Raw genomic sequence first — 26,292 nt, 5'->3', positions numbered from 1 at the left:
TCATCCAGCACCCGCCTTGCCGACAGTCCCAAAACAAAAAAGCGGCCGCAGGGACCGCTCCATTTTGATGTGCTATGTGGACGGTCGCTTTCGCTATCCCGCCCGGTCCTTTCAAGCGGCGACGAGAACCTCGTGCAGGTTCGTCAGCTCGTACAGGTGCTTTTCAAGCTTCGTCAGATGATCGTGGTGGTGGTTACCTTCCTCGATCTCCGAACGGGCAGCAGCGATGCGCTTCTGCAGATCATCCGGGCTCATGTCGTCAGCCGATACGGCCGATTCAGCGAGCAGCGTGCAGCCTGTCGGAAGAATGTCGGCAAAGCCGCCGAACACCACATATTTGTGGGTTTCGCCAGATGCCGTCTTCACGGTGACGATGCCCGCCTTGATCGTCGTCATGACCGGAGCGTGGTTCGCCAGAACCGTCATTTCGCCGTCCGTCGCCGGAATCACGACTTCGCTGACCGTTTCGGAAACCAGCAAGCGCTCGGGAGAAACAAGTTCGAATTTGAAAGTGTCGGCCATGGCTATTCACTTCTTCAGATTGCGCGACAGAGCATGTCGCGGGGAGCAACGGCGCGCGGCGAAAAACCGCGCACCAGTTCAATCACATTAAGCGGCTTCGCCAGCCAGCTTCTTTGCCTTCTCGATGGCTTCGTCCATGGAGCCGACCATGTAGAATGCCGCTTCCGGCAGGTGGTCGTACTCGCCGTTGACGAGACCCTTGAAGCCCTTGATCGTGTCTTCGAGAGCCACGAGCTTGCCCGGAGAACCGGTGAAGACTTCGGCAACGAAGAACGGCTGGGACAGGAAGCGCTCGATCTTACGGGCGCGGGCAACCGACAGCTTGTCTTCTTCCGACAGTTCGTCCATGCCGAGGATGGCGATGATGTCCTGGAGAGCCTTGTAGCGCTGCAGGGTCGACTGAACCTTACGAGCCACTTCATAGTGCTCTTCGCCAACGATCAGCGGGTCGAGCATGCGCGAGGTGGAGTCGAGCGGGTCAACGGCCGGATAAATACCCTTTTCAGCGATCGAACGCGACAGAACCGTCGTTGCGTCCAAGTGGGCGAACGAGGTGGCAGGTGCCGGGTCGGTCAAGTCGTCGGCGGGAACGTAAATGGCCTGAACCGAGGTGATCGAACCCTTGGTCGTGGTGGTGATGCGTTCCTGCATCTGGCCCATGTCCGTTGCAAGCGTCGGCTGATAACCAACGGCAGAAGGGATACGGCCGAGCAGAGCCGACACTTCCGAGCCAGCCTGCGTAAAGCGGAAGATGTTATCCACGAAGAACAGAACGTCCTGGCCTTCGTCACGGAAGTTTTCAGCGATCGTCAGACCGGTCAGAGCAACGCGGGCACGCGCACCTGGCGGCTCGTTCATCTGGCCGTAAACGAGAGCAGCCTTGGAGCCTTCACCGCCGCCGTGCTTGTTAACGCCGGACTCGATCATCTCGTGGTAAAGGTCGTTACCTTCACGGGTACGCTCACCGACGCCTGCGAAGACGGAGTAACCGCCATGCGCCTTGGCGACGTTGTTGATGAGTTCCATGATCAGAACCGTCTTGCCAACGCCAGCGCCGCCGAACAGGCCGATCTTGCCGCCCTTTGCGTAAGGCGCGAGCAGGTCGACGACCTTGATGCCGGTGACGAGGATCTGTGCTTCCGTCGACTGGTCGACGTAGGACGGTGCTTCCTGGTGGATGGCACGCTTGGACGCGGTGTTCAGCGGACCAGCTTCGTCAACCGGCTCGCCGATGACGTTCATGATACGGCCGAGCGTCTCAGGACCGACCGGAACCGAGATCGGTGCGCCCGTGTTGGCGACCGGCTGGCCACGAACGAGGCCTTCGGTGGAGTCCATCGCGATGGTGCGAACGACGTTTTCGCCGAGGTGCTGCGCAACTTCGAGAACAAGGCGGTTGCCGTTGTTGTCGGTTTCGAGCGCGTTCAGGATCGCCGGCAGTTCGCCTTCGAACGCAACGTCCACAACAGCGCCGATAACCTGCGTAACCTTGCCGGTAGCGCCCTCGGTCGCTGCGGTCTTAATGGGGGTAGCTGCCTGAGCCATTATCCTTACCCTCTTTCCTTACCTCAGAGCGCTTCCGCGCCCGAAATGATTTCGATGAGTTCCTTGGTGATCTGAGCCTGACGCTGACGGTTGTAGGACAGCGTCAACTTGTGGATCATTTCACCGGCATTGCGGGTTGCGTTGTCCATCGCGCTCATCTTGGCGCCCATTTCGCCAGCCACGTTTTCCAGCAGTGCGCGGAAAACCTGGACGGAAATGTTGCGCGGAATGAGGTCTTCCAGAATGGAGGCCGCATCCGGCTCGTATTCGTAGATCGCCGTGTTGGCGGTCGCTGCCTGTTCGGCAGCTGGAACAGCAGCCGGGATCAACTGGAGACCGGTCGGGATCTGGCTGATCACGGACTTGAATTCCGAGTAGATCAGCGTGCAGACATCGAACTCGCCAGCGTTGAAACGGGCAATGATGTTCTTGGCGATCGTGTCGGCATTGGCAAAACCCACCCGCTTCACGTCACGCAGTTCGATGCGCTCGATGATGTTGGAGGCGAATTCGCGACGCAGGCTGTCGTAGCCCTTCTTGCCGACCGTGATGATCTTGACCGTCTTACCCTGCGCCATCAGCTTGCGGGCATGATCGCGGGCAAAGCGGGAAATCTGTGAGTTGAAACCGCCGCACAGACCGCGCTCCGCCGTGCAGACGACGAGCAGATGCACATCGTCCTTGCCGGTTCCGGTCATCAGCGCCGGAGCGACATCGGCTTCCACCGCCTGAGCGATGTTGGCCAGCACGGCGCTCATGCGCTGCGAATATGGGCGGGCGGCCTCCGCAGCTTCCTGGGCGCGCCGAAGCTTCGCCGCGGCGACCATTTTCATCGCCTTGGTTATCTTCTGCGTCGCCTTTACGGAGGCAATGCGGTTTTTCAGATCCTTTAGTGAAGGCATCCGTTATCCGTCCCAGTCAGAGCCTAATCAGGAGAAAGACTTGGCGAAGTTATCGAGAGCAGCCTTGAGCTTGCCCTTGGTATCGTCGCTGATAGCCTTTTCCGTGCGGATGGTGTCGAGGATCGCCTTGCCTTCGGAACGAAGGTAGGACAGCAGACCCTGTTCGAACTTGCCGACCTGGTTGACCGCGACCTTGTCGAGGTAGCCATTGACGCCAGCGAAGATCACCGCAACCTGCTCTTCCGTCTTGAGCGGAGAGAACTGCGGCTGCTTCAGAAGTTCGGTCAGACGCGCACCACGGTTCAGCAGGCGCTGGGTGGAGGCATCGAGGTCCGAACCGAACTGGGCGAATGCTGCCATTTCACGATACTGGGCAAGCTCGCCCTTGATCGAGCCGGCAACCTGCTTCATGGCCTTGATCTGAGCGGCAGAACCAACGCGCGAAACCGACAGACCGACGTTAACAGCCGGACGGATACCCTGATAGAACAGGTCGGTTTCAAGGAAGATCTGGCCGTCGGTGATCGAGATCACGTTGGTCGGAATAAAGGCGGAAACGTCGTTACCCTGGGTTTCGATGACCGGCAGAGCCGTCAACGAGCCAGCACCCATTTCGTCGCTCATCTTGGCAGCGCGCTCGAGAAGACGCGAGTGCAGATAGAAAACGTCGCCAGGGTAAGCTTCGCGGCCCGGAGGACGACGCAGAAGAAGCGACATCTGACGGTAGGCAACAGCCTGCTTGGACAGGTCGTCATAGCCGATCAGGGCATGCTTGCCGTTATCACGGAAGTATTCGCCCATGGCGCAGCCGGCAAACGGTGCCAGGAACTGCATCGGAGCAGCGTCCGAAGCAGTAGCCGCGATGACGATGGAGTACTGCAGAGCGCCACGCTCTTCCAGAACCTTGACGAACTGAGCGACGGTCGAACGCTTCTGGCCGACGGCGACGTAGACGCAGTACAGCTTGTCGTTGTCCGGGCCGTTGTCGTGTATCGGCTTCTGGTTCAGGAACGTGTCGAGAATGATGGCGGTCTTGCCGGTCTGGCGGTCGCCGATGACGAGCTCGCGCTGGCCACGGCCAACCGGGATCAGAGCGTCAATGGCCTTGAGGCCGGTCGACATAGGCTCATGAACCGACTTGCGCGGAATGATGCCAGGAGCCTTGACGTCAACGCGGCGGCGTTCCGTCGCATTGATCGGGCCCTTGCCGTCGATCGGGTTGCCGAGAGCGTCAACGACGCGGCCGAGCAGCTCAGGACCGACTGGAACGTCAACGATCGCGCCTGTGCGCTTGACGGTGTCGCCTTCCTTGATGTCACGGTCGGAACCGAAAATAACGACACCGACATTGTCGGCTTCAAGGTTCAGCGCCATGCCGCGAATGCCGCCGGGGAACTCGACCATTTCACCAGCCTGGACATTGTCGAGGCCGTAAACGCGAGCAATACCGTCACCAACGGACAGAACCTGGCCGACTTCGGAGACTTCCGCCTCGTTGCCGAAATTTTTGATTTGATCTTTCAGAATTGCGGAAATTTCCGCGGCGCGGATATCCATCAGCCAACCTCTTTCAGTGCAAGCTTAAGGGTGGAAAGTTTGGTGCGAAGAGACGTATCGATCTGGCGTGAACCGACCTTGACGATGAGACCGCCGAGGATGGAAGAATCGACCGTAAGTGCGATCGTCACATCCTTGCCGGTCACGCTCTTCAGCGCCGCTTTCAGTTCAGTTTCCTGTGCTTCGTCGAGCGCATGCGCCGAGGTAACTTCGGCAACAATTTCGCCGCGGTGGGCAGCAGCAATAGTGCGGTAGGAGGCAATCATGCCGGGAACGGCAAACAGGCGGCGGTTATTGGCCACGACCTTGAGGAAATTGGCAGCAAGACCGGAAATGCCAGCCTTTTCGACGATGGCCGAAATGGCCTTCGACTGATCTTCCGCAGAGAAGACCGGGCTCGCAACCAGACGCTTCAAGTCGTCGCTTTCATCGAGCAAGGCCTGAAACCTGTCGAGATCGGCACCGACTGCCTCAACAACACCCGCTTCCAAGGCAAGCTCGAAAAGCGAAGACGCATACCTTTCCGCTACACCGGATGTTCCATGGGAGGTATCTGCCACGGGCAATTTTTCCCTGCTATTCATCCAAGAAAACGCAGCCGAGCGATCGGCTTCGTCAAATTCTTGAAATCGTTTCAATTTCCCCGAAAAAGGCTGGAATTCCCCCCTGCCTTATCTCGATTTCGCGGTCCGTCTAGCATACGACGCCGGGACTCGCAACACGCGTAATAGCGGAAACCTTCTTTTGGACAAGAGGGAATGCCGTTTAATTTTCCCAATGACGCGCTTGTGACGCGCATGCCGGGAAGAATTGCCATTAACCGTACATTAGACCAGCCCAAACACATACATCAGCGGAAGAGCAGCAAGCGCTGCATGCACAACCAGAAGTAATGAATTGCGGAGCGTTGCGCCTCCATCGGAGAGAATGGAGAGAAGCGCGCCAAACGAGGCGAGCGCAAAAGCAGCACCAAAGGCAAGATAGACCATCGGCTGCGCGAGAAGCAGCGCCGAGGCACCGAGACCGAGGTAGAAGCCGGCAAGCGAGGAGCGGATCAGCGCCAGCCCATCACGACGCTCGCCCACCACCTGCAGGCCGAAGAGGCGAAAGGTGATCATCGGCGCAAACATTACCACAAGCCCGATCAGCGACGACAGAATCGCTGCGAAAAAAGCCAGCTGCTCACCCGGTTCTGTCGGAAAATAAAATTCCATCGTTCCGCCCCCAAATTGCGAATCCCTCGGGCCGCCTTATGCCACGGCAGGAACGATGCCGAAAGATGTTTGCGCCCTGCCCCCGCTACAGGAAGCTTTGCGGATCGATATCGGTCTGCACATGGATGGAGCCACGCTCCTTCGGGCCATTCGTGATCATCGCCCGAAGAAAGGACTGCATGTCGGAATTGCGCTTGCCATGCACCAAAAGCCGGAAGCGATGGCGTCCGCGGATCAAGGCGAGTGGCGCTTCCGCCGGACCGAGCAGCATAATGCCCGGCGCTTGCGGAGCTGAGGCGCGCAACGCCCGCGCATGGGTCTCGGCTTCCGCGCGGCTATCGGCCGACACGATGATGGACGCCAGGCGACCGAATGGCGGCAGCAACGCCTTTTCGCGCTCGATGATTTCGCGCTCGTAAAAGGCTTCCGCGTCACCCGAAACGATGGCCTGCATTACCGGATGCTGCGGCTGATAGGTTTGCAGCAGACCATGGCTCTTGCGCCCGGTTCGCCCGGCGCGGCCCGTCACCTGCGACAAGAGCTGGAAGGTGCGCTCCGCCGCGCGCGGATCGCCATTGGCAAGCCCCAGGTCGGCATCGACAATACCGACCAGCGTCATCAGCGGGAAGTTATGCCCCTTGGCGACCAGCTGCGTGCCGATGACGATATCCGCCTCGCCCTTGACGATGGCTTCGAGTTCCAGCCGCAGGCGCTTCACGCCCATCAGATCGGAAGAGAGCACAATGGTGCGGGCTTGTGGAAAGTGCTTCTCGACCTCTTCAGCAATACGCTCCACGCCGGGACCACAAGCGGCCAGATGATCGAAGGTGCCGCATTCCGGGCAATGATCGGGCGTCGGCTCGCTGTGGCCGCATTGATGGCATTGCAGCTGGCTGCGGAAACGATGCTCGACCAGCCAGCTTGAACATTGTGGGCACTGGAAACGGTGGCCGCACACGCGGCAAAGTGTCAGTGGCGCATAGCCGCGCCGATTGAGAAAGAGCAGCGCCTGCTCGCCCTTCTCGATGGTCTTGCCAATGCCGCGCAACAGCACCGGCGAGAGAAAGCCGCCGCGTTCGGGCGGGTGGCGGCGCATGTCGACCAGATGCAGATCGGGCATGGCCGCATCGCCAAAGCGCGTGTGCAGATGAATGGTGTTGTAGCGACCGGAATTGCCGTTGACCTGGCTTTCCACCGAAGGTGTTGCCGACACCAGCACGATGGGAAAATCGCCGATGCGCGCGCGCACCACCGCCATGTCGCGCGCATTATAGAAGACGCGGTCTTCCTGCTTGTAAGCCGGATCATGCTCTTCATCAACGATGATGAGACCGAGATTATCGAAAGGCAGGAAGAGTGCCGAACGCGCTCCGGCAACGACACGTACCTCGCCCGTCACCGCTTGGCGCCAGACCCTCTCGCGCATGCGCGGCGAAATATCCGAATGCCACTCCGCCGGGCGTGAGCCGAAGCGGTCTTGAAAGCGATCGAGGAAGGCGGCGGTCAGAGCGATCTCAGGCAATAGGATCAGCACCTGCCTGCCCTGCCGCAGGGTCTCGGCCACCGCCTCGAAATAGACCTCCGTCTTGCCCGAGCCCGTCACGCCATCGATCAGCGACACGGCAAAGCCACCTTTGCGCACATCCTCCAGAATTTCGGAGGCAGCCTGCTTCTGCGGCCCTTCCAGTCGCGATGGCGCGTATTCCGGATCAGGCTCCGCCACAACCGGGGGCGCGGGCAGGAAGACGGTTTCGAACACGCCCTGCTTGGCAAGCCCCTCGACCACGCTGGTTGATACACCGGCGGCATGGGCAAGGCCGCTACGCGTCCAGCCATGGCCCTCACCGGCAAGCTCGATCACCCGTTCGCGTGCAGGGGTAAGCCGTTCCGGCCGCGCTTCGGTCAGCCTCAGTCCTTCAACCATCGGTTCGGGATCGAAAGCGGCCGGCGCACGTAACGCCATCTTTGCCACCAGTCCTGGCGGGGAGAGCGTGTAGGATGCCACCCAGTCAATGAAGCGGCGCATCTCTTCGCGAAGCGGTGGGCAATCGAATGTCTTGGTGATTGGGCGAAGCTTCTTCGGATCGACAGGCGGCCCGTCATTCCTGTCCCAAACGACACCGATGACCTGCCGCGGGCCAAGCGGCACCTGCACGATGGACCCCGGCTCCACCACCATATCTTCGGGAACGCCATAGCTGTAAGGCCCCGGCGCCGGCATGGGCACCAGAACGGGAACGGCAACGGTTGGCAAAGCGTCACCCGGTTTCGCTGTGCCGGATGCGGGGCCAAACAGGGCGCCAAAAAGATCGGTCGAATCGTCTGCCATGGTTGCGGCGACATTGTCCTTCAGGAAACGAAAAGGGAACCTCTATAGCATCGTTCCTGAAATCGGAACGGTTTTCGCACACGGGTTATCTGGGATGCCATGTCCTCGTTATCGAGGCTTTAACCAAATACTGACCGCGAGAGCCCATGATGGACGCCTAACCGCAAGAGGATGCACGACGTGGACGAAATTCTCACCTTTGCCGATCCGGAGCTTCTGGAAAAGCGCCGGGAGTGGCTGGCCGCTCTGGAAGACGAGCGCCGTTTGTCGGAGCATACGCTGGATGCCTATGAACGCGATACGCGCCAGTTCCTGATCTTCATGACCGGTTATAACGGCCATCCTGCCCGCATGAAGGATATCGAAAATCTTCGCGCCGCCGATCTGCGCGCCTTTCTGGCTGCCCGGCGCAAGGAGGGAACCGGCGCGCGCTCGCTAGGCCGTAATCTGGCGGGCCTGCGCTCCCTCCTGCGCTTTCTGGAAAAGACCGGGCTGGTCAATGCCGCAGGTGCAACCGCCATGCGTGCTCCCAAGCAGCCGAAGTCTCTGCCCAAACCCCTGACCGATGGACAGGCGCTGAGGATCACCACGCAGGAAGGTCAACTCGCCGAAGAGCCATGGATTGCCGCGCGCAACGCCGCCGTGCTGGCGCTGCTTTATGGCTGCGGTCTTCGTATCTCCGAAGCGCTCGATCTCAAGCCCGGCGATTTTCCGGCAGGTGCCAGAAGCCTGCGCGTTATCGGTAAAGGCAAGAAGATGCGTCTCGTGCCACTCCTGCCCGTCGTGCTGGAGGCGGTCGAGACCTATCGCAAGCTCTGCCCCTATGCGCTCTCAAACGACGAACCGCTTTTTCTTGGCGCGCGCGGCGGCAAATTGCAGCCAGCCATTATTCAGCGCGAAATGCAGAAGCTTCGCGGCGCCTTCAACCTGTCGGACAACGCCACGCCACATGCGCTGCGCCATTCCTTCGCCACCCATCTTCTGGCCGGCGGCGGCGATCTTCGCACCATCCAGGAACTCTTAGGACACGCCAGCCTGTCGACGACGCAGATCTACACCGGTGTCGATACGGCACGCCTTCTCGACATCTACGACAAGGCCCATCCGAGGGCATGAGCCTAGTTAACGCTTTGTAAACCATGCGCATTAACCGTCCGTGCAACCGGCCCCTCCTATAAGCCATAAGGTGCAGACGGAGGTGATTCGATGACCGTTCTCTTGCGGCCGCAAGGCCTGACAGCGCTACTGATGGGCCGTTTCGGCAATGCACTTTTGTGGTTGCTTGCCGCACTGCACCTGGCTGCACTCTCCATTCTGCTGATGACGCTTCTGACCCTTTCAGACGCCAATGCCGCCGAAGAGCAGGCAGATACCTGCGGCGGCAGCGACATCCTGGTCGAGATGCAGAAGACCAACCCGCAAGCCTACGCCACGATTGTCGCCGACGCTGCGAAAATCCCGAACGGCAAAGGCACGTTCTGGAAGGTCGAGAAAGACGGCAAGGAGCCGTCCTGGCTTCTTGGTACAATGCATCTTGCCGATCCGCGCGTGGTGGATATGCCGAAGGGCGCGAAAGAAGCTTTTGCCGCAGCCAAAACCGTTATCGTCGAATCCGACGAAATCACCAGCGACAAGAAGGCAGGCGCTTCGCTTCTTGCCCGGCCTGATCTGACGATGTTCCTCGATGGCAAATCCATCACCGACATGCTTCCTGCAGACGATGTAGCAAAGCTCGAAACCGGCCTGAAAGAGCGCGGCATTCCGCTGAATGCAGTGATGAAGATGAAGCCGTGGATTCTCTCAAGCTTCGTGGCACTTCCCGCCTGCGAGCTGGCGCGCAAGGCCAAGGGTGCCGAGTTTCTCGACATGAAGCTTGCCAATGACGCCCTGAAAGACGACAAGCAACTCGTTGGATTGGAAACGCTGGTAGAGCAGATGAGCGCCATGTCCGATCTGCCGATGACCTTTCACGTGCAGTCGCTGATCGAGATGCTGCGCATGGGCAACCGGATGCAGGATATCATGGCAACCATGATTGATCTTTATCTGAAGGGCGAGATTGCCATGATCACCCCGATGATGAAGAGCGTCGATCCGGACGAGACAAAGAAGGGCGACGACGGCTACGCCGCCTTCGAACAACGGCTGATTACCGACCGCAACCACGTGATGGCGGACCGGGCCGAAAGCCACCTCGATCAAGGCGGTGTCTTCATGGCTGTGGGCGCACTGCACCTCCCCGGCAACGAAGGCGTCATCGAACTGCTGCGGAAAAAGGGCTTTACGCTGACCCCGGTGAACTGACGACGTTCCTACAGAGAAGCAGTACGAACATCCCGGCAAAAGGGCCGCATCATCGCCGGCACGATTCGGCGATGAAACGGCCCAACGGCGAAGAGATAAATCCGTCCAAAGAGATTCTTGCGCCGAACCAGGGTGGTCACGCGCAGCACGCGGCCAACTGCCCGTTCCTCCAGATCGACCACGATCCTGAAATCCAGATGGCGATCGTCGAAACCGACAACCGTGCGCTCGGACCAGCACGAGACGACAGGAAATCCACCGGCGGATTCGCCGGCAGCAAGTGCTACCGTTTTCAGACCGAAAACCGAAACGATACCGTTTCGAAGCGCCATCAACCCGCTGATCCAGGCTGGCGGATGATTAAGGAGACGCCGGGCGACATCAAGCGAGTGAGAGGGATCGTCGCCCACCGTGCCTTCAAAACAATCGCGCCAACCCGCCCCCGGCAATATGCCGCTTAAATCTCTCGTCCCCCACGCCCCGGCCTTCCACCTCAATTTCCTCGAGCGGTACTATCGTTCTTTTCAGACGGCGCGGATACGCGACAATCCGACGCTGCTACGACTTCGGCAGGTTCGGCTTCAGCGTGTATTAGAGGCTTCGTACGAAAACCACTATGTCCACGCAACTATTTGGCGCGCAATACATTTGCGGCATGGGCGCGTTTAGCGTGGGGCATGCGCGCCCGCGCAACAGACATTTGATTAAGTGATAGATTGAGAGGGAAAACACATGGGCGAAGAACAAGCGTCTGAAGACACGAAGCCTATGGGGTTGATGGAAGGCGTCAATAAACCCGTATTTTTCTGGTCGGTCGGTTTGACCGCCATCTTCGTTCTGGCCGGTGTCATCTGGCCTCAAGGCTCCGCGGCCGTGTTCAGTGCGGTGCAATCATGGATCGTTACCGAACTCGGTTGGGTCTACCTGCTGTCGGTCGCCATCTTCCTCATCTTCATGCTCTATCTTGGCTGCTCCAGCTATGGCCGCATCAAGCTCGGTCCGAACCACGCGGAGCCAGACTATAGTTATGGCGCATGGTTCTCCATGCTGTTTGCCGCCGGCATGGGCATCGGCCTCGTCTTCTTTGGCGTCGCCGAGCCGATCAAGCATTTTACCGCACCGCCGATCGGCGATCCCGAGACGGTCGAAGCGGCGAGAACTGCGATGGAAATCAGCTATTTTCATTGGGGTTTGCATGCCTGGGCCGTCTATGCGGTTATCGGCCTGTCGCTTGCCTACTTCTCCTTCCGCCATGGCCTCCCGCTCACCATGCGCTCCGCGCTCTATCCGCTGATCGGAGATCGCATCTACGGCCCGATTGGCAACGCCGTCGATATCTTTGCAGTCATCGGGACGTTGTTCGGCGTCGCGACATCACTGGGACTTGGCGTGCTTCAGGTCAATGCCGGCTTCAACCACGTGCTCGGCTGGTCGATCTCGTTTTGGGTGCAGCTGCCGCTCATCGTCATCATCACCGCCATGGCGACCGTCTCCGTGGCGACGGGCCTCGACAAGGGCATCAAGTTTCTGTCCAACATGAACATGTTGATGGCCGTCGCCCTGATGCTCTTCGTCTTCATCATGGGGCCGACGACATTCCTGATGCGCGCCTTCGTTCAGAATCTCGGCGCCTATCTCGATCACTTCGTCATGCGCACCTTCTACATGTATGCCTATTCGCCGGATGAGGGTCCAAGCAAATGGCTCGGCAACTGGACGCTGTTCTACTGGGGCTGGTGGATTGCCTGGTCGCCCTTCGTGGGCATGTTCATCGCCCGCATCTCGCGCGGGCGCACCATCCGTGAATTCATTGCCGGCGTCCTTATCGTGCCGGCTGGCTTCAGCTTCGCCTGGATGACCGTCTTTGGCGATACCGCGCTGTCGCTCCACCTGACGGGCGCCACCACCGCTGTCTCCGAAGCCGTGTCCAAGGACGTTTCGCTGGCGCTCTTCGTGCTTCTGGAACAGTTCCCGCTTGGACTTTACGTGTCCTGGTTCGCAATGGCGCTGATTGTCTTCTTCTTCGTCACCGGCGCGGATTCGGCGGCACTCGTCATCGACACGCTGACATCGGGCGGACGGGAAGACGGACCAGTGGCACGCCGTGTCTTCTGGGCCATCATATCCGGCGTCATCGGCGCGATCCTGCTTTACGCGGGCGGTCTCGATGCCTTGCAAACCGCCTCCATTGCCGGGGCCCTACCCTTCACCTTCGTCATGCTGTTGATGTGCTGGGGCCTGTGGAAGGGTCTGAGACGCGAGGGTGCGCGCCAGAACGCGTTGGTCCAGAATCTGCGACCCCGCAACGCCATCTCCTGGCAGCGACAGTTGCAGGGCATCCTGCATCATCCGTCAAAGGCAGAAGGCGAACGCTTCATGAGCGGCATCGCCACCGAGGCGCTACGCGCCGTGGCGACCGAACTGGAAAAACGTTCACTGGTCACGACACTGGCGGAAGAACCCGGCAAGCTCAAGCTGACGGTAGCGCCTGGTGAGCCGGAAGAGTTCGTCTACGGCGTGCGCATGCGCCGCTACGAGACCCCGGGCTACAGCTTCTTCGAAAGCCAGAGCAACCGCCGACGCGCGGACTATTACTACCGCGCAGAAGTCTTCCTGCTTGATGGTGGCCAGGACTACGACGTCATGGAGTTCTCAAAGGACGAACTGATTCAGGACGTGCTTGAACAGTATGAGCGCCACTTCCAGTATCTCCACGCCATCAGGGCGTAATGCAAAAGGGCAGGCCACTCACCGAGCGGCCTGCCCTCTTCGATTGGAGAAGACGGGCTACGTCGCTTCCGCAAAGAGAAGTCAGCCCTATCGAACGCCCTGCGCAGAGGACTTCTCCACCGTACGTAACTGCATAAATTGCCGACGAGCCCTTTGCACCTCGTCCTTCAAGACAGCTCAGGCCATCCGCCGCAACAGATCGGTCCGCCAGAAGAACTGGTGAACCAGCACGCCAAGAATGTGCAGGCCGATGAGCGCCCAGAGCAGAAGCTTGATAGGCCCTTCATGCAGCTCTCCCGCAATGTCATTACCGAAGTAATATTTGCCTATGCCGGTAAGAGGCATGGCCAGAAAGATCGCATAAAACGCCCAATGCGTAACCTTGGCCACCAGCTTGGCTAGCGGCGGCTCGGCCGCGGGCGCCTCCGGCACGCCTTGCACCAGCCGAAGACAGAGACGCACGAGGCAGAGCACCAGAATGGCGATGCCGACATAGGCATGGATATTGGCGGAGGCGATATCATCCGGCGTGATCGGCTCTCCTCGGCGCATCAGCCGGTTCCAATGCTCCATGCCGTCGGGGAGGAGGAGATTGAATACAATCAGCAGCGCCATGATCCAGTGAAGCGCTTTCTGCGGAATGCTGTAGCCGGTGAGCGTCGTTGAACCCATGGACTATCCCTCTCGATGGAACGGTTCGAAAGGCCACAATAAAAGCCGCATCCTGAAGAACAAGATGCGGCTTACAAGCTTACCGAAATATAATGTTCGGCCTCAATCGATGAAGCAGAGGCCGAACAGGTCCGATCACATGTGGATCGGCTTGAAGAAGGTTGCGAGTGCCGCTTCCTTCACCGCTTCCGACATGGTCGGGTGAGCGTGGCAGGTGCGACCCAGATCTTCCGACGAGCCGCTGAACTCCATCAGCACGGAAATTTCCTGGATCATTTCGCCAGCGCCAAAGCCGAGGATGTGGCCGCCGAGAACGCGGTCGGTTTCCTTGTCGGCAAGAATCTTGACGAAACCGTCGGTGACCTGCATGGCGCGGGCACGACCATTGGCGGTGAAGGGGAACTTGCCGACCTTGTAGGCGATGCCTGCGGCCTTCAGTTCCTCTTCCGTCTTGCCAACGGAAGCGACTTCCGGCTGGGTGTAGACCACACCGGGGATGACGTCGTAATTGACGTGACCATGCTGGCCAGCGAGAATTTCGGCAAGGGCCACGCCTTCATCTTCCGCCTTGTGCGCCAGCATCGGGCCCTTGACCACGTCGCCGATAGCATAGATGCCGGCAACATTGGTCTTGAAGTGACCGTCGATTTCAACGCGACCACGGCTGTCGAGCGCAACACCTGCTTCCGCCAGACCGAGACCGTCGGTGTACGGCTTGCGGCCGGTGGAGATCAGAACCACATCGGCGTCCAGCGTTTCGGCTGCACCGCCCTTGACCGGCTCGAACGTGACCTTGGCGCCGGCGCCGGTCTTTTCGACCGCCGTCACCTTGGCGCCGAGCTTGAAGTCGATACCCTGCTTGGCAAACAGGCGCTGTGCCTGCTTGGACAGTTCGCCATCCATGCTCCCGAGAATGTTGTCGAGATATTCGACGACGGTCACCTTGGCGCCGAGGCGCTGCCAGACGGAACCGAGTTCCAGACCGATCACACCGCCGCCAACGACGATGAGCTTTTCCGGAACCTTTGGAAGCGCGATTGCGCCGGTGGAGGAAACGATAACCTGTTCGTCAAGATCGACCTGAACGCCCGGGATGCCCGCGACATCCGAACCCGTCGCGATCACGATGTTCTTGGTTTCCAGTTCCTGCACCGAGCCATCCTCGGTGGTGACGGAAACCTTGCCAGCGGACACGACCTTGCCGGTACCCTGGAAGGCATCGATCTTGTTCTTCTTGAAAAGGAATGAGACGCCGTCGACATTGGCCTTCACCACGCCGTCCTTATGCGCCATCATCTTGTCAAGGTTGAGCGTCGGTGCCGCCACCTCGATACCGAGGCTGTCCATGCCATGGGCAACATGGGCAAACATTTCAGATGCATGCAGCAGTGCCTTGGAAGGAATGCAACCAACGTTCAGGCAGGTGCCGCCATAGGTGGCGCGCTTTTCGACGACAGCAACCTTGAGACCGAGCTGTGCAGCCTTGACGGCGCAAACATAACCGCCGGGGCCGGTACCGATAACAACTACATCATAAGCCATTGGATTTCCTTTATTGTTGGGCAGCTATCTGCCGCCGCTCACATTCAATATGGCGCCCGTCACATAGGACGCCTCGGGCGAAAGAAGATAGAGGACCGCATCTGCGATCTCCTGAGCTGTACCGGGTCTTTGCATCGGCACGATCGGCGCCAGATCCGTGGCGCGGTTAGGCAGCCCGCCCGATGCATGGATGTCGGTATCGATGATGCCGGGGCGGACCGCGTTGACGCGGATACCCTCAGCCGCGACTTCACGCGATAAGCCGATGGTGAACGTGTCCACCGCACCCTTCGACGCGGCATAATCCACATATTGGCCGGCACTGCCCAGCACTGCCGCCATCGATGAAATATTGACGATCGATCCGCCGCGTCCGCCATGCCTGGTGGACATGCGTTTGACCGCCTCGGACGCACAGCGGATCTTGCCAATGACATTGATCGCAAACATCCGGTCGAGCCGGTCGCGCGGATACTCATCGACGCGGGCTGTCTGATCGACCACGCCGGCATTGTTGACCAGGCCATCAATACGGCCGAAGCGGCTATCCAATGCGGCAAAGATCGAGGCGATGCCCTCTTCCGTCCCGGTATCACCCTGAACGATACGGGCAATGCCGCCATCTCGGGTGATATCGTCGGCAACGGCCTGCGCGGCCGCTTCATTCGTGGCGTAATTGATGAGAACGCGCCAGCCGCGCTTGGCAGCAAGCCGCGCGGTCGCAGCACCAATGCCGCGGCTGCCACCCGTCACGAGGAGAACCGGTCCCTCACTCATCAGCGCTCACTTTGCCAGACAACCGACTGCATGTCAGGCCGCTTTTTCCGTTGCGAGTTTGATGCCGAGCGCGATGAAGACCACGCCGCTGGTGCGGTCGATCCACTGGCTGGCGCGGGCAAAGGCTGCGCGCATGCGCGGTGTCGTCATGAAGAGGCTGACGCCGACGAACCACGTAATCAGGCAACTTGCCATGACGATGCCATAGCCGAACTTGATCATGACCGGCGTGTGGGCATGAACCACGGTGGAAAAGATGGACAGGAAGAAGAAGACCGGCTTCGGGTTCAGCGCATTGGCAGCAAAGCCAAGGGTGAAGGACTTGAGACCGGACTGACGCTTATGCGCCACCGCATTTTCCGAAACCTCGGGCAGTTCCATCTTGTCCGCGCGCAGGGCCTTGATGCCGATATAGATCAGGTAAGCCACGCCAAGCCACTTCACGATGTTGAAGAGGTAGATCGACTGCGAGATGATCAGGCCAAGACCGAGAATCGTGTAGGTGACGTGAAACATCAGCGACGTGCCGATGCCGAAACTGGTGATGATGGCCTCGCGGCGTCCATGCACCATGGCCTGACGCATGACCATGGCCAGGTCCGCGCCGGGAGAGACGATCGCGAAGGCAAAGATTGCCATCAGGGATGCAAGCTCGACGACATATTGGTGCATGATTTGCCCGCCTTTAGAACATCAACACGAAGAACATCAGCAGCAAGCCGACCATCGATCCGACCCAGACGAGCGAACGGATGTAAGGGATGCCCATCAGATAAAGGGGAATATAGACGATGCGGCACACCAGCCAGATCCAGGCACCGATCAGTGCAATGCCGGACGGATCGCCCGCCATGATCACGCCGAAGGCAAGAGCGATGAAGGCCGGATAGGTCTCGCGGAAGTTGGAGGATGCCCGCTCGGCGCGGCCGGCAAGCTTACCCGTCGCCTTACGGTCGTCATCGCGCGGACCGGCATTCCAGTCGCGCCCAAGTTCCTTGGTCGCAATCAGCGCCTGCAACATCACGTGCAACACGAGGATCATCACGCTCAAGCCGATAACCGGCAGGAAGGGAGATGCGGCGAGGAATGTCGGTTGCAAGGAGGTGCTCCTGATAAAGCTTCAGCGAGACCTCAATTGAGACCCCGCTGAAACGAAAAGCAAGTCGATTAGAGATCGAGAACCAGACGTTCCGGATCTTCCAGGCTTTCCTTGACGCGAACGAGGAAGGTCACGGCTTCCTTGCCATCGACGATACGGTGATCGTAGGAAAGCGCCAGATACATCATCGGGCGGATGACGACCTGACCGCCGATCGCGACCGGACGCTCCTGGATCTTGTGCATGCCGAGAATACCCGACTGCGGTGCGTTGAGAATCGGCGAGGACATCAGCGAACCGTAAACGCCACCATTGGTGATGGTAAAGGTACCGCCCTGCATGTCGGCCATGCCGAGCGAGCCATCACGGGCTGCCTTGGCAAGACGACCAAGTTCCTTTTCGACGCCGGCGATGGAGAGCTGATCTGCATCGCGGATGACCGGAACGACAAGACCCTTGTCCGTGCCGACAGCCATGCCGACGTGACAATAGTTCTTGTAGATGATGTCGTTGCCATCGATCTCGGCGTTGACCGCAGGCAGTTCCTTCAGCGCGTGGGTCACGGCCTTGGTGAAGAAGCCCATGAAGCCGAGCTTCACGCCATGCTTCTTCTCGAACACGTCCTTGTAGCGGTTGCGCAGATCCATGACAGCCTTCATGTCCACCTCGTTATAGGTGGTCAGCATGGCAGCGGTATTCTGCGCGTCCTTGAGGCGGCGAGCGATCGTCTGGCGCAGACGCGTCATCTTCACGCGCTCTTCGCGAACGGCGTCCTGCTCGGCGGAAACCGGACGTGGTGCAGCAACTGGAGCCGGAGCAGCGGCCGGAGCCGAAACGCCCTTGGCGACAGCGGCCAGAACATCACCCTTCAGAACCTGGCCGCGCTTGCCCGAACCATCGACCTGATCGGCAGACAGATTGTTCTCGGATAGGAGCTTGCCGGCAGCAGGCGCTGGCGGAACCGAGCCGGAAGCGGCAGGCGCCGGTGCTGCAGCAGCAGGCGCTGCGGCAGGCGCAGGTGCAGCTGGAGCGGCAGCCGGTGCAGGCGCCGAGGTGGCAGCACCAGCAGCGCCTTCGGCGATCTGGCCGAGCAGCGCGTCGAGGCCGACGGTTTCGCCATTCTGGGCAACGATCTCGGTCAGCACGCCGGAAGCAGGAGCCGGGACTTCGACGGTAACCTTGTCGGTTTCCAGTTCCACCAGCGGCTCGTCGGCCTTGACGGTGTCGCCGACTTTCTTGAACCAGGTGCCGACAGTCGCTTCGCTGACGGACTCACCCAGTGTTGGTACGCGGATTTCAGTGGCCATGTTATCGTTCCGTTATTCAGGTGTCTTTGTTGCGAGGGTCGAAGCGGGAGAGTGGTTACTCTCCCAATGCGTCTTCGAGGAACGCAGCAAGCTGCGCCAGATGCTTGGACATCAGGCCGGTCGCCGGAGAGGCGGCAGCCGGACGGCCCGTGTAACGGACCTTCTGGTACTTGGCGTCGATATGCGCCAGAACCCATTCGAGATACGGGTCGATGAAGGACCACGCGCCCATGTTCTTCGGCTCTTCCTGGCACCAGACCATTTCCGCGTTGCGGAAGCGGGACAGCTCGTTGATGAGCGCCTTGGCCGGGAACGGATAGAGCTGCTCGATACGCAGCAGGTAGACATCGTCCACACCACGCTTCTCGCGCTCTTCCAGAAGGTCGTAGTAAACCTTGCCGGTGCAGAGCACGACGCGACGGATCTTGGAATCCTTCTGCAGCTTGATCGGGCCGTCCTTGATGACCTCCGCATCGTCCCACAGCAGACGGTGGAAGGAGGATTCGCCCGCCATTTCCGTCAGAGACGAGGTCGCACGCTTGTGGCGCAGCAGCGACTTCGGCGTCATCATGATCAGCGGCTTGCGGAAGTCGCGCTTCACCTGACGGCGCAGAATGTGGAAGTAGTTGGCAGGCGTGGTGCAGTTGGCAACCTGCATGTTGTCTTCGGCGCAAAGCTGGAGGAAACGCTCCAGACGGGCAGAAGAGTGCTCCGGACCCTGACCTTCATAGCCATGCGGCAGAAGGCAGACGAGACCGGACATGCGAAGCCACTTGCGTTCACCAGACGAGATGAACTGGTCGAACACCACCTGCGCGCCGTTGGCGAAGTCGCCGAACTGGGCTTCCCAGAGGGTGAGCGCATTCGGACGGGCCAGCGAGTAGCCGTATTCAAAACCGAGAACGGCTTCTTCCGACAGCATCGAGTTGATGACTTCGTAACGAGCCTGGGTCGGCGACAGGTTTGCCAGCGGGATGTAACGCTCTTCGGTTTCCTGATCGTAGAGAACCGAGTGACGCTGCGAGAAGGTGCCGCGTTCGCAATCCTGACCGGAAAGACGGATCTTGTGGCCATCGACCGCAAGCGAGCCGAAGGCAAAGGCTTCCGCCATCGCCCAATCGATACCTTCACCGGTTTCGACCATCTGTGCGCGGTTTTCCATGAAACGCTGGATCGTGCGGTGCGCAGTGAAGCCTTCTGGAATGGTCGACAGCTTCTTGCCGATTTCCTTCAGCTGCTTCATCGGCACGCCGGTCTTGCCGCGACGCTGCTCATCGGCATTGTCGGCGGCGCGAAGACCCGACCACTGACCGTCCAGCCAGTCGGCCTTGTTCGGCTTATAGCTCTGACCGGCTTCGAATTCCTGCTCCAGATGGCCGCGCCAGTCGGCCTTCATCTTTTCGAATTCGCCTTCGTTCATCAGCCCTTCGGCAATGAGGCGGTCGGCGTAGATGCGGGCAACGGTCTTGTGGCCACGGATGACCTTGTACATCTTCGGCTGCGTGAACGCTGGCTCATCGCCTTCGTTGTGGCCGAAGCGGCGGTAGCAGAACATGTCGATGACGACAGGCTTGTGGAACTTCATGCGATATTCGGTCGCGATCTTGGCCGCATAGACCACCGCTTCCGGATCGTCGCCATTGACGTGGAAGATCGGCGCTTCGATCATCTTGGCAACGTCGGACGGATAGGGCGACGAGCGCGAGAAAGCGGGGTTCGTCGTAAAGCCGATCTGGTTGTTGATGATGAAGTGCATGGTGCCGGCAACGCGGTGACCGCGAAGACCGGACAGACCGAGAATTTCGGCAACCACACCCTGACCCGCAAAGGCGGCATCGCCGTGCAGCAGCAGCGGCAGAACCTTGGCGCGTTCGGACAGCGGAATGGTGTCGCCATCCCAGATCTTGGCAAGCTGGTCCTGCTTGGCGCGAGCCTTGCCCATGACAACCGGGTTGACGATTTCCAGGTGCGAGGGGTTCGCCGTCAGCGACAGGTGAACCTTGTTGCCGTCGAATTCGCGGTCGGAAGAGGCACCGAGGTGGTACTTCACGTCACCCGAACCTTCGACGTCGTCCGGCTTGAAGGACCCGCCCTTGAACTCGTGGAACACGGCGCGATGCGGCTTGCCCATGACGTTGGTCAGAACGTTCAGACGGCCACGGTGCGCCATGCCGAGAACGACTTCTTCCAGACCGTCCTGGCCGCCGCGCTTGATGATCTGTTCCAGCGCCGGAATCAGCGATTCACCGCCGTCCAGACCAAAACGCTTGGTGCCCTTGAAGCGCACGTCGAGGAACTGCTCGTAGCCTTCGGCTTCGACGAGCTTCGACAGGATCGCCTTCTTGCCCTCGGCAGTGAATGCAACGCCCTTGTCCGGCCCCTCGATGCGTTCCTGAATCCAGCCCTTCTCGTCCGGGTTGGACATGTGCATGAATTCGACGCCGATGGTGGAGCAGTAGGTGCGCTCCAGAATATCGATCATCTCGCGAACGGACGCGTATTCGAGGCCGAGCACGTTATCGATGAAAATCTTGCGGTCGTAGTCGCTCTCTTCGAAGCCATAGGACTTCGGCGACAACTCGTTGTAGTCCTCGACAGCGCTCGCAATGCCGAGCGGATCGAGCTTGGCATGCAGGTGGCCGCGCATGCGGTAGGCGCGGATCATCATGATGGCGCGAACGCTATCACGGGTCGCCTGCAGCACTTCGGCTTCGCTGACGGGCTTGCCCGTTTCAGCACCCTTGGCTTCGGCCTTGGCCTGAACCTTCTTCTCGATGGCCTTTTCGACCGTCGCCCAGTTGCCGTCGAGCGCGGAAATCAGCTCACCGCCAGCCGCGATCGGCCAGTTGGAGCGCTTCCAGGACGCGCCCTTGGCGGCCTTCTTCACATCGTCAGGATTGTCGGACAGACCCTTGAAGAAACTCTGCCACTCAGGCGATACCGAGGAAGGGTCCTCTTCGTACCGGGCATAGAGCTGCTCGATATAGGCCGCATTCGCGCCGTCGAGAAACGACGTGATCTGAAACTGCTCGTTGGCTTCTTGCCTTGCCATTGTTTTTTCGCGGACGTGATCGTCCGCCTCCTCAATCCCGTTGATGGTCATTCGCGACCGGTCGCTTGCATTCTTGCCGCTGGAACATTGTCGGATTCTTCAAAGGAAAGCCGACCTGCTCTCAAGTCTTCGTTTCACTGCATGCTGAACGGCAGAACCGCTCTTTGCTTTACCGAAACGACGTAACGTCTTTGTCTTCATGCGGCTTCGGGCAGGCCGCCGTTTCCAGCCCCTGCCCGCTGCCAGATTATCTCAGTCTCAGCCCTTGAGGACTTCGACCAGCGTCTTGCCAAGGCGTGCCGGAGAGGGCGAAACCTTGATGCCCGCTGCTTCCATGGCAGCGATCTTCGATTCCGCGTCGCCCTTGCCGCCGGAAACGACAGCACCGGCGTGGCCCATGGTACGGCCCTTGGGCGCGGTACGACCGGCAATGAAGCCAGCCATCGGCTTCTTGCGGCCCTTCTTGGCTTCGTCGATCAGGAACTGGGCTGCATCTTCTTCAGCCGAGCCGCCGATTTCACCGATCATGATGATCGAGGTCGTGGCTTCGTCTGCGAGGAACATTTCCAGCACGTCGATGAATTCGGTGCCCTTGACCGGGTCGCCGCCGATGCCGACAGCCGTCGTCTGGCCGAGGCCTTCGTTGGATGTCTGGAATACGGCTTCATAGGTCAGCGTGCCGGAGCGCGAGACGATACCGACCGAACCCTTGCGGAAGATCGAGCCCGGCATGATGCCGATCTTGCATTCTTCCGGCGTCAGGATACCTGGGCAGTTCGGGCCGAGCAGGCGCGAGTTCGAACGGTCGAGGCGAGCCTTGACGCGAACCATGTCTGCAACCGGAATACCTTCGGTGATGCAGGTGATGAACGGGATCTCGGCGTCGATCGCTTCGATGATCGCGTCAGCGGCACCTGCTGGCGGAACGTAGATCACGGATGCGTCTGCACCGGTCTTTTCCTTGGCTTCGGCAACGGTTGCGAAGATCGGCAGGGTTTCGCCCTTGGAGCCGGTCCAGTTGGTGCCACCCTTGGAAGGGTGGATACCACCGACCATCTGCGTGCCGTAATAGGCAAGCGCCTGTTCGGTGTGGAACGTACCGGTCTTGCCGGTCAGGCCCTGCACGAGGATCTTTGTGTCTTTATTGACGAGAATGGACATTAATCAGGATCCTTAAAAATTAGCCGTTGACCGCGGCGACGATCTTCTTGGCAGCATCGTCCAGATCGTCGGCAGCCGTGATGGCGAGGCCGGATTCGTTCAGGATCTTCTTGCCAAGTTCGACATTCGTGCCTTCCAGGCGCACGACGAGCGGAACCTTGAGACCGACTTCCTTCACGGCGGCGATAACGCCTTCAGCGATGACGTCGCACTTCATGATGCCGCCGAAGATGTTGACGAGGATGCCCTCGACCTTCGGGTCTGCGGTGATGATCTTGAAGGCTGCAGCGACCTTCTCCTTGCCAGCACCACCGCCGACGTCGCAGAAGTTTGCAGGCTCTTTGCCGTAAAGCTTGATGATGTCCATCGTCGCCATGGCAAGACCGGCGCCATTGACCATGCAGCCGATGTTGCCGTCGAGCGCCACATAAGCGAGGTCCCACTTGGAGGCTTCGATTTCCTTGGCGTCTTCTTCGGTCTCGTCGCGCAGCGCCTTGACGTCGTCATGGCGGAACAGCGCGTTGCCGTCGAAGGAAACCTTGGCGTCGAGAACGCGCAGATGACCGTTTTCCATGACGATCAGCGGGTTGATCTCGAGAAGCGCCATGTCCTTGTCGACAAACGCTTTGTAGAGAACCGGGAAGAGCGACTTGGCGTCTTCGGCAGCAACGCCGTCAAGCTCCAGCGCGCTGGAAATCTTGGCAACGTCTTCAGCCGTTACGCCGGCTTCCGGGTCGATAGCGATCGTGTGGATCTTCTCAGGCGTGTCGTGAGCGACAGCCTCGATGTCCATGCCGCCTTCGGTCGAAACGACAAAGGCAACCTTGCCGACGGAGCGGTCGACGAGCAGCGAGCAGTAGAGTTCGCGAGCAATGTCGGCACCGTCTTCGATGTAGAGACGGTTGACCTGCTTGCCGGCGTCGCCCGTCTGGGCGGTGACCAGCGTGTTGCCGAGCATGTCCTTGGCGTGGGAAACGACTTCCTCGATGGACTTTGCCAGGCGAACGCCGCCCTTGGCATCAGGGCCGAGTTCCTTGAACTTGCCCTTGCCGCGGCCACCAGCGTGGATCTGGCTCTTGACCACGTAGAGCGGGCCAGGAAGCTGCTTGGCGGCAGCTTCGGCTTCTTCGACCTTGAGGATGGCAACCCCTTCGGCAACCGGCGCACCATAGCCCTTCAGAAGAGCCTTGGCCTGATATTCATGAATATTCATGGGTTATTCCCTGTTTACAGCCTGAGAGGCAATTACTTCAGCGACGGAGCGATGTTGACGCAGGCTTCGCAAAGACCGGCAACGGCACCGACGGACTTCTGGAAGGCTGCTTCCTCGTCCTTGTTGAGTTCGATCTCGATGATGCGCTCGATACCGCCCGCACCAATAACCGTCGGCACGCCGACATACATGTCGTTAACGCCGTACTGGCCCGAGAGATAGGCGGCAGCAGGCAGAACGCGCTTCTTGTCCTTGAGGTAGGATTCGGCCATCTCGATAGCGGAAGCGGCAGGTGCGTAGTAGGCAGAACCGGTCTTCAGCAGGCCAACGATTTCCGCGCCGCCGTCACGGGTGCGCTGAATGATCTGCTCGAGACGCTCTGCCGAGACCCAGCCGAGCTTGACGAGGTCGGTTAGCGGAATGCCGGCAACGGTGGAGTAACGGGCAAGCGGCACCATCGTGTCGCCATGGCCGCCGAGAACGAAGGCGGTGACGTCTTCAACCGAGACGTTGAACTCTTCAGAGAGGAAGAGGCGGAAACGGGCGCTATCGAGAACGCCAGCCATGCCGACGACCTTGTTCTTCGGCAGGCCGGAGAACTTCTGCAAAGCCCAGACCATGGCGTCGAGCGGGTTGGTGATGCAGATCACGAACGCGTTGGGGGCATATTTCTTGATGCCCGCGCCAACCTGTTCCATGACCTTGAGGTTGATGCCGAGAAGGTCGTCGCGGCTCATGCCAGGCTTACGGGCAACGCCGGCGGTGACGATGCAGACATCTGCACCTTCAATGGCAGCGTAGTCGGACGCGCCGGTAAGCTTTGCGTTGAAGCCTTCGACCGGGCCGGACTGGGCAATATCCAGACCCTTGCCCTGCGGAATACCGTCAGCAATATCGAAGAGGACGATATCGCCCAATTCCTTCAGGCTGGCGAGATGCGCCAGCGTGCCGCCGATCATGCCAGAACCAATAAGTGCAATCTTTTTGCGAGACATCGAATGCTTCCTCTTAAGCTTCAACTCAATTTTCCGCAGACGGACTGCGGCTGAAATTGTCGTACTCGGCTTAGACGCATTGGCCAAAAATGGCAACCAATTCTTTCAGAGCAAGGTTTTTCAATCGTTTAGATGATAAAATTCTTACGTAAACGTAATATATTGTGTCATCAAAACGTCATGCCGCCTGCCGCTTTTCGTTGTGCAGCGCAAGATAATCGGCGCTGCGCATCTCGAATAGACGCGACGCCGTGCGATCGAACTCGAAACCTTCGGTACCTTTTCTGGTTCCCAAAAGGTCTTCCGGCATGGCGGCGGCGGAGGCGAAGAGCCGAACGCGGTGATCGTAAAGCGCGTCGATCAGGATGATGAAACGCTTGGTCTCGTTGCGACGATCGGCGTTCAGCAGAGGAATATGGTCGATGAAGACGGTATCGAACCGATCGGCAATCGCCAGGAAATCGGACGCACCGAGTGGCTTCTCGCAAAGATCGCGGAAGGTGAAGCGTGCGACCCGCCCCGCTGCGCGCGGCACGAGGACCGAGCGACCCTTCATCTCGATCTCCACCGGCGCGACGACCTGCCCCGCAGTCAGGTGATGCCATGCCATGTCCATCGCCTGATCGGCAGCGCCATCGAGTGGCGTCACATAGACAGGCAAGCTCTTCACCTTCTCCATGCGATAGTCGATCGGGCTATCGAGCGAGACGACGTCGACATTCTGCTTCAGCAGATCGATAAAGGGGAGGAAGAGGCCGCGATTGAGGCCGTCCTTGTAGAGATTGTCCGGCACGACGTTGGAGGTGGTCACCAGCGTACAGCCATTTGCGAAGAGCTCGGTGAAGAGCCGCGCCAGGATCATCGCATCGGCAATGTCCGTCACGGTGAATTCGTCGAAGCAGAGCAGTTCGGCTTCTGCGAGCAATTGCGCGGCAACCGGCGGAATAGGGTCGGCCTGCTTGGTCTCGCCGCTCTTCAGCTTTTGCCGGTGGGCGTGGACGCGGTGGTGAACGTCTGCCATGAACTCATGGAAATGGCAGCGGCGCTTCTTCTCCACCGGCGCCACCTGGAAGAACATGTCCATGAGCATGGTCTTGCCGCGCCCGACACTGCCATGGACGTAAAGACCCTTGACCGACGGGGAAGAAGCGGCCTTGCGGGCAAACATCCAGCCAAGCGCGCTCTTCTTCTTGGCGGGCTTGCGCAGCTTCAGGTCGGAGAGGATTCTGTCGAGATGGGCAGCAACGCCAAGCTGGGCGGCATCGGCCTTCAACTCTCCGGACGCCGTCAATGCGTTGAGTTGCTCAACGACACTATGGTTATAGTCCGGCACTCGCTGCATGGAGAAAAACCCCGCGCGCGAAGCGCACG

General features: G+C 59.6%; 22 protein-coding genes. 3 read left to right on the top strand and 19 right to left on the bottom strand.

The features are described from left to right. Positions 1-111: 111 nt before the first annotated feature. From WKI41_RS17740 to WKI41_RS17710, 7 genes are all read right to left on the bottom strand, one after another. A complete protein-coding gene (locus WKI41_RS17740; RefSeq protein WP_340194784.1) occupies positions 112-522 on the bottom strand; it encodes a F0F1 ATP synthase subunit epsilon in 411 nt (136 codons plus the stop codon). 87 nt (positions 523-609) lie between these two features. Then, positions 610-2,067 (bottom strand): F0F1 ATP synthase subunit beta, encoded by a 1,458-nt coding sequence (gene atpD / locus WKI41_RS17735; protein ID WP_296020383.1) that lies wholly within the window; start codon positions 2,065-2,067, stop codon positions 610-612. Between the two features lie 23 nt (positions 2,068-2,090). After that, on the bottom strand, positions 2,091-2,969 hold the full coding sequence (locus tag WKI41_RS17730) for a F0F1 ATP synthase subunit gamma (RefSeq protein WP_340194783.1): 879 nt from the start codon (positions 2,967-2,969) through the stop codon (positions 2,091-2,093). Between the two features lie 27 nt (positions 2,970-2,996). Beyond that, positions 2,997-4,526: a F0F1 ATP synthase subunit alpha gene (atpA, locus tag WKI41_RS17725; protein WP_296020386.1), complete on the bottom strand. Its 1,530-nt coding sequence runs from the start codon at positions 4,524-4,526 to the stop codon at positions 2,997-2,999. Further along, complete coding sequence (locus WKI41_RS17720) at positions 4,526-5,092, bottom strand: F0F1 ATP synthase subunit delta (RefSeq protein ID WP_340194782.1); 567 nt, start codon at positions 5,090-5,092, stop codon at positions 4,526-4,528. Before WKI41_RS17720 ends, atpA begins: the two co-directional genes overlap by 1 nt. A 261-nt stretch (positions 5,093-5,353) precedes the next feature. Beyond that, positions 5,354-5,740 (bottom strand): DUF4345 domain-containing protein, encoded by a 387-nt coding sequence (locus WKI41_RS17715; RefSeq protein WP_340194781.1) that lies wholly within the window; start codon positions 5,738-5,740, stop codon positions 5,354-5,356. A gap of 85 nt (positions 5,741-5,825) precedes the next feature. Continuing rightward, the gene (locus WKI41_RS17710) at positions 5,826-8,069 is read right to left on the bottom strand and encodes a primosomal protein N' (protein WP_340194780.1); all 2,244 of its coding nucleotides are present in this window, start codon (positions 8,067-8,069) and stop codon (positions 5,826-5,828) included. Between the two features lie 180 nt (positions 8,070-8,249). Here WKI41_RS17710 and WKI41_RS17705 point away from each other — a divergent pair, with 180 nt between their 5' ends. Both WKI41_RS17705 and WKI41_RS17700 read left to right on the top strand, forming a co-directional pair. Then, the gene (locus WKI41_RS17705; RefSeq protein ID WP_340194779.1) at positions 8,250-9,185 is read left to right on the top strand and encodes a tyrosine recombinase XerC; all 936 of its coding nucleotides are present in this window, start codon (positions 8,250-8,252) and stop codon (positions 9,183-9,185) included. A gap of 90 nt (positions 9,186-9,275) precedes the next feature. Further along, positions 9,276-10,373, top strand: a complete 1,098-nt coding sequence (locus tag WKI41_RS17700; protein ID WP_340194778.1) for a TraB/GumN family protein — start codon at positions 9,276-9,278, stop codon at positions 10,371-10,373. An 8-nt stretch (positions 10,374-10,381) separates the two neighbouring features. Here WKI41_RS17700 and WKI41_RS17695 read toward each other — a convergent pair whose 3' ends face one another. Continuing rightward, entirely contained in the window at positions 10,382-10,870 is a 489-nt protein-coding gene (locus WKI41_RS17695) for a DUF2867 domain-containing protein (protein ID WP_340194777.1), read from the bottom strand. A gap of 235 nt (positions 10,871-11,105) precedes the next feature. Here WKI41_RS17695 and WKI41_RS17690 point away from each other — a divergent pair, with 235 nt between their 5' ends. Then, positions 11,106-13,103, top strand: coding sequence for a BCCT family transporter (locus WKI41_RS17690; RefSeq protein WP_340194776.1), 1,998 nt, complete (start codon positions 11,106-11,108; stop codon positions 13,101-13,103). 177 nt (positions 13,104-13,280) lie between these two features. Here the strand turns inward: WKI41_RS17690 and WKI41_RS17685 are convergent, their stop codons facing one another. The 11 genes from WKI41_RS17685 to zapE form a co-directional block, all read right to left on the bottom strand. Then, the gene (locus WKI41_RS17685; RefSeq protein WP_340194775.1) at positions 13,281-13,775 is read right to left on the bottom strand and encodes a cytochrome b; all 495 of its coding nucleotides are present in this window, start codon (positions 13,773-13,775) and stop codon (positions 13,281-13,283) included. A gap of 135 nt (positions 13,776-13,910) precedes the next feature. Continuing rightward, entirely contained in the window at positions 13,911-15,317 is a 1,407-nt protein-coding gene (gene lpdA, locus WKI41_RS17680; protein ID WP_340194774.1) for a dihydrolipoyl dehydrogenase, read from the bottom strand. Between the two features lie 24 nt (positions 15,318-15,341). Next, positions 15,342-16,094, bottom strand: coding sequence for an SDR family oxidoreductase (locus tag WKI41_RS17675; RefSeq protein ID WP_340194773.1), 753 nt, complete (start codon positions 16,092-16,094; stop codon positions 15,342-15,344). Positions 16,095-16,127: 33 nt separating this feature from the next. Further along, positions 16,128-16,766 carry a LysE family translocator gene (locus tag WKI41_RS17670; RefSeq protein WP_340194772.1) on the bottom strand — a complete coding sequence of 213 codons (639 nt, stop codon included), beginning with the start codon at positions 16,764-16,766 and terminating at the stop codon, positions 16,128-16,130. A 13-nt stretch (positions 16,767-16,779) separates the two neighbouring features. After that, the gene (locus WKI41_RS17665; RefSeq protein ID WP_340194771.1) at positions 16,780-17,193 is read right to left on the bottom strand and encodes an MAPEG family protein; all 414 of its coding nucleotides are present in this window, start codon (positions 17,191-17,193) and stop codon (positions 16,780-16,782) included. 68 nt (positions 17,194-17,261) lie between these two features. After that, positions 17,262-18,500 (bottom strand): 2-oxoglutarate dehydrogenase complex dihydrolipoyllysine-residue succinyltransferase, encoded by a 1,239-nt coding sequence (gene odhB, locus WKI41_RS17660; RefSeq protein WP_340194770.1) that lies wholly within the window; start codon positions 18,498-18,500, stop codon positions 17,262-17,264. Between the two features lie 55 nt (positions 18,501-18,555). Further along, positions 18,556-21,552, bottom strand: a complete 2,997-nt coding sequence (locus tag WKI41_RS17655) for a 2-oxoglutarate dehydrogenase E1 component (RefSeq protein WP_340194769.1) — start codon at positions 21,550-21,552, stop codon at positions 18,556-18,558. Positions 21,553-21,810: 258 nt separating this feature from the next. Next, positions 21,811-22,713, bottom strand: a complete 903-nt coding sequence (gene sucD, locus WKI41_RS17650) for a succinate--CoA ligase subunit alpha (protein ID WP_340194768.1) — start codon at positions 22,711-22,713, stop codon at positions 21,811-21,813. A gap of 19 nt (positions 22,714-22,732) precedes the next feature. Beyond that, positions 22,733-23,926 carry an ADP-forming succinate--CoA ligase subunit beta gene (gene sucC, locus WKI41_RS17645; RefSeq protein ID WP_340194767.1) on the bottom strand — a complete coding sequence of 398 codons (1,194 nt, stop codon included), beginning with the start codon at positions 23,924-23,926 and terminating at the stop codon, positions 22,733-22,735. 32 nt (positions 23,927-23,958) lie between these two features. Further along, positions 23,959-24,921, bottom strand: a complete 963-nt coding sequence (gene mdh, locus WKI41_RS17640; RefSeq protein ID WP_062424888.1) for a malate dehydrogenase — start codon at positions 24,919-24,921, stop codon at positions 23,959-23,961. A 178-nt stretch (positions 24,922-25,099) separates the two neighbouring features. After that, positions 25,100-26,263 (bottom strand): cell division protein ZapE, encoded by a 1,164-nt coding sequence (gene zapE, locus WKI41_RS17635; RefSeq protein WP_340194766.1) that lies wholly within the window; start codon positions 26,261-26,263, stop codon positions 25,100-25,102. Positions 26,264-26,292 lie beyond the last annotated feature (29 nt).

This window comes from Agrobacterium larrymoorei (genome assembly GCF_037722385.1).
Lineage (GTDB): Bacteria > Pseudomonadota > Alphaproteobacteria > Rhizobiales > Rhizobiaceae > Agrobacterium > Agrobacterium larrymoorei_C.
The sequence above is the reverse complement of the archived record's forward strand: the minus strand, read 5'-3'. Positions and strand labels throughout refer to the sequence as shown.

Coding starts and splice junctions, on each gene's coding strand:
- WKI41_RS17740 (WP_340194784.1), bottom strand. CDS start 522: ATGGCCGACACTTTCAAATTCGAACTTGTTTCTCCCGAGCGCTTGCTG.
- atpD (WP_296020383.1), bottom strand. CDS start 2,067: ATGGCTCAGGCAGCTACCCCCATTAAGACCGCAGCGACCGAGGGCGCT.
- WKI41_RS17730 (WP_340194783.1), bottom strand. CDS start 2,969: ATGCCTTCACTAAAGGATCTGAAAAACCGCATTGCCTCCGTAAAGGCG.
- atpA (WP_296020386.1), bottom strand. CDS start 4,526: ATGGATATCCGCGCCGCGGAAATTTCCGCAATTCTGAAAGATCAAATC.
- WKI41_RS17715 (WP_340194781.1), bottom strand. CDS start 5,740: ATGGAATTTTATTTTCCGACAGAACCGGGTGAGCAGCTGGCTTTTTTC.
- WKI41_RS17710 (WP_340194780.1), bottom strand. CDS start 8,069: ATGGCAGACGATTCGACCGATCTTTTTGGCGCCCTGTTTGGCCCCGCA.
- WKI41_RS17700 (WP_340194778.1), top strand. CDS start 9,276: ATGACCGTTCTCTTGCGGCCGCAAGGCCTGACAGCGCTACTGATGGGC.
- WKI41_RS17690 (WP_340194776.1), top strand. CDS start 11,106: ATGGGCGAAGAACAAGCGTCTGAAGACACGAAGCCTATGGGGTTGATG.
- WKI41_RS17685 (WP_340194775.1), bottom strand. CDS start 13,775: ATGGGTTCAACGACGCTCACCGGCTACAGCATTCCGCAGAAAGCGCTT.
- lpdA (WP_340194774.1), bottom strand. CDS start 15,317: ATGGCTTATGATGTAGTTGTTATCGGTACCGGCCCCGGCGGTTATGTT.
- WKI41_RS17675 (WP_340194773.1), bottom strand. CDS start 16,094: ATGAGTGAGGGACCGGTTCTCCTCGTGACGGGTGGCAGCCGCGGCATT.
- WKI41_RS17670 (WP_340194772.1), bottom strand. CDS start 16,766: ATGCACCAATATGTCGTCGAGCTTGCATCCCTGATGGCAATCTTTGCC.
- odhB (WP_340194770.1), bottom strand. CDS start 18,500: ATGGCCACTGAAATCCGCGTACCAACACTGGGTGAGTCCGTCAGCGAA.
- WKI41_RS17655 (WP_340194769.1), bottom strand. CDS start 21,552: ATGGCAAGGCAAGAAGCCAACGAGCAGTTTCAGATCACGTCGTTTCTC.
- sucD (WP_340194768.1), bottom strand. CDS start 22,713: ATGTCCATTCTCGTCAATAAAGACACAAAGATCCTCGTGCAGGGCCTG.
- sucC (WP_340194767.1), bottom strand. CDS start 23,926: ATGAATATTCATGAATATCAGGCCAAGGCTCTTCTGAAGGGCTATGGT.
- mdh (WP_062424888.1), bottom strand. CDS start 24,921: ATGTCTCGCAAAAAGATTGCACTTATTGGTTCTGGCATGATCGGCGGC.
- zapE (WP_340194766.1), bottom strand. CDS start 26,263: ATGCAGCGAGTGCCGGACTATAACCATAGTGTCGTTGAGCAACTCAAC.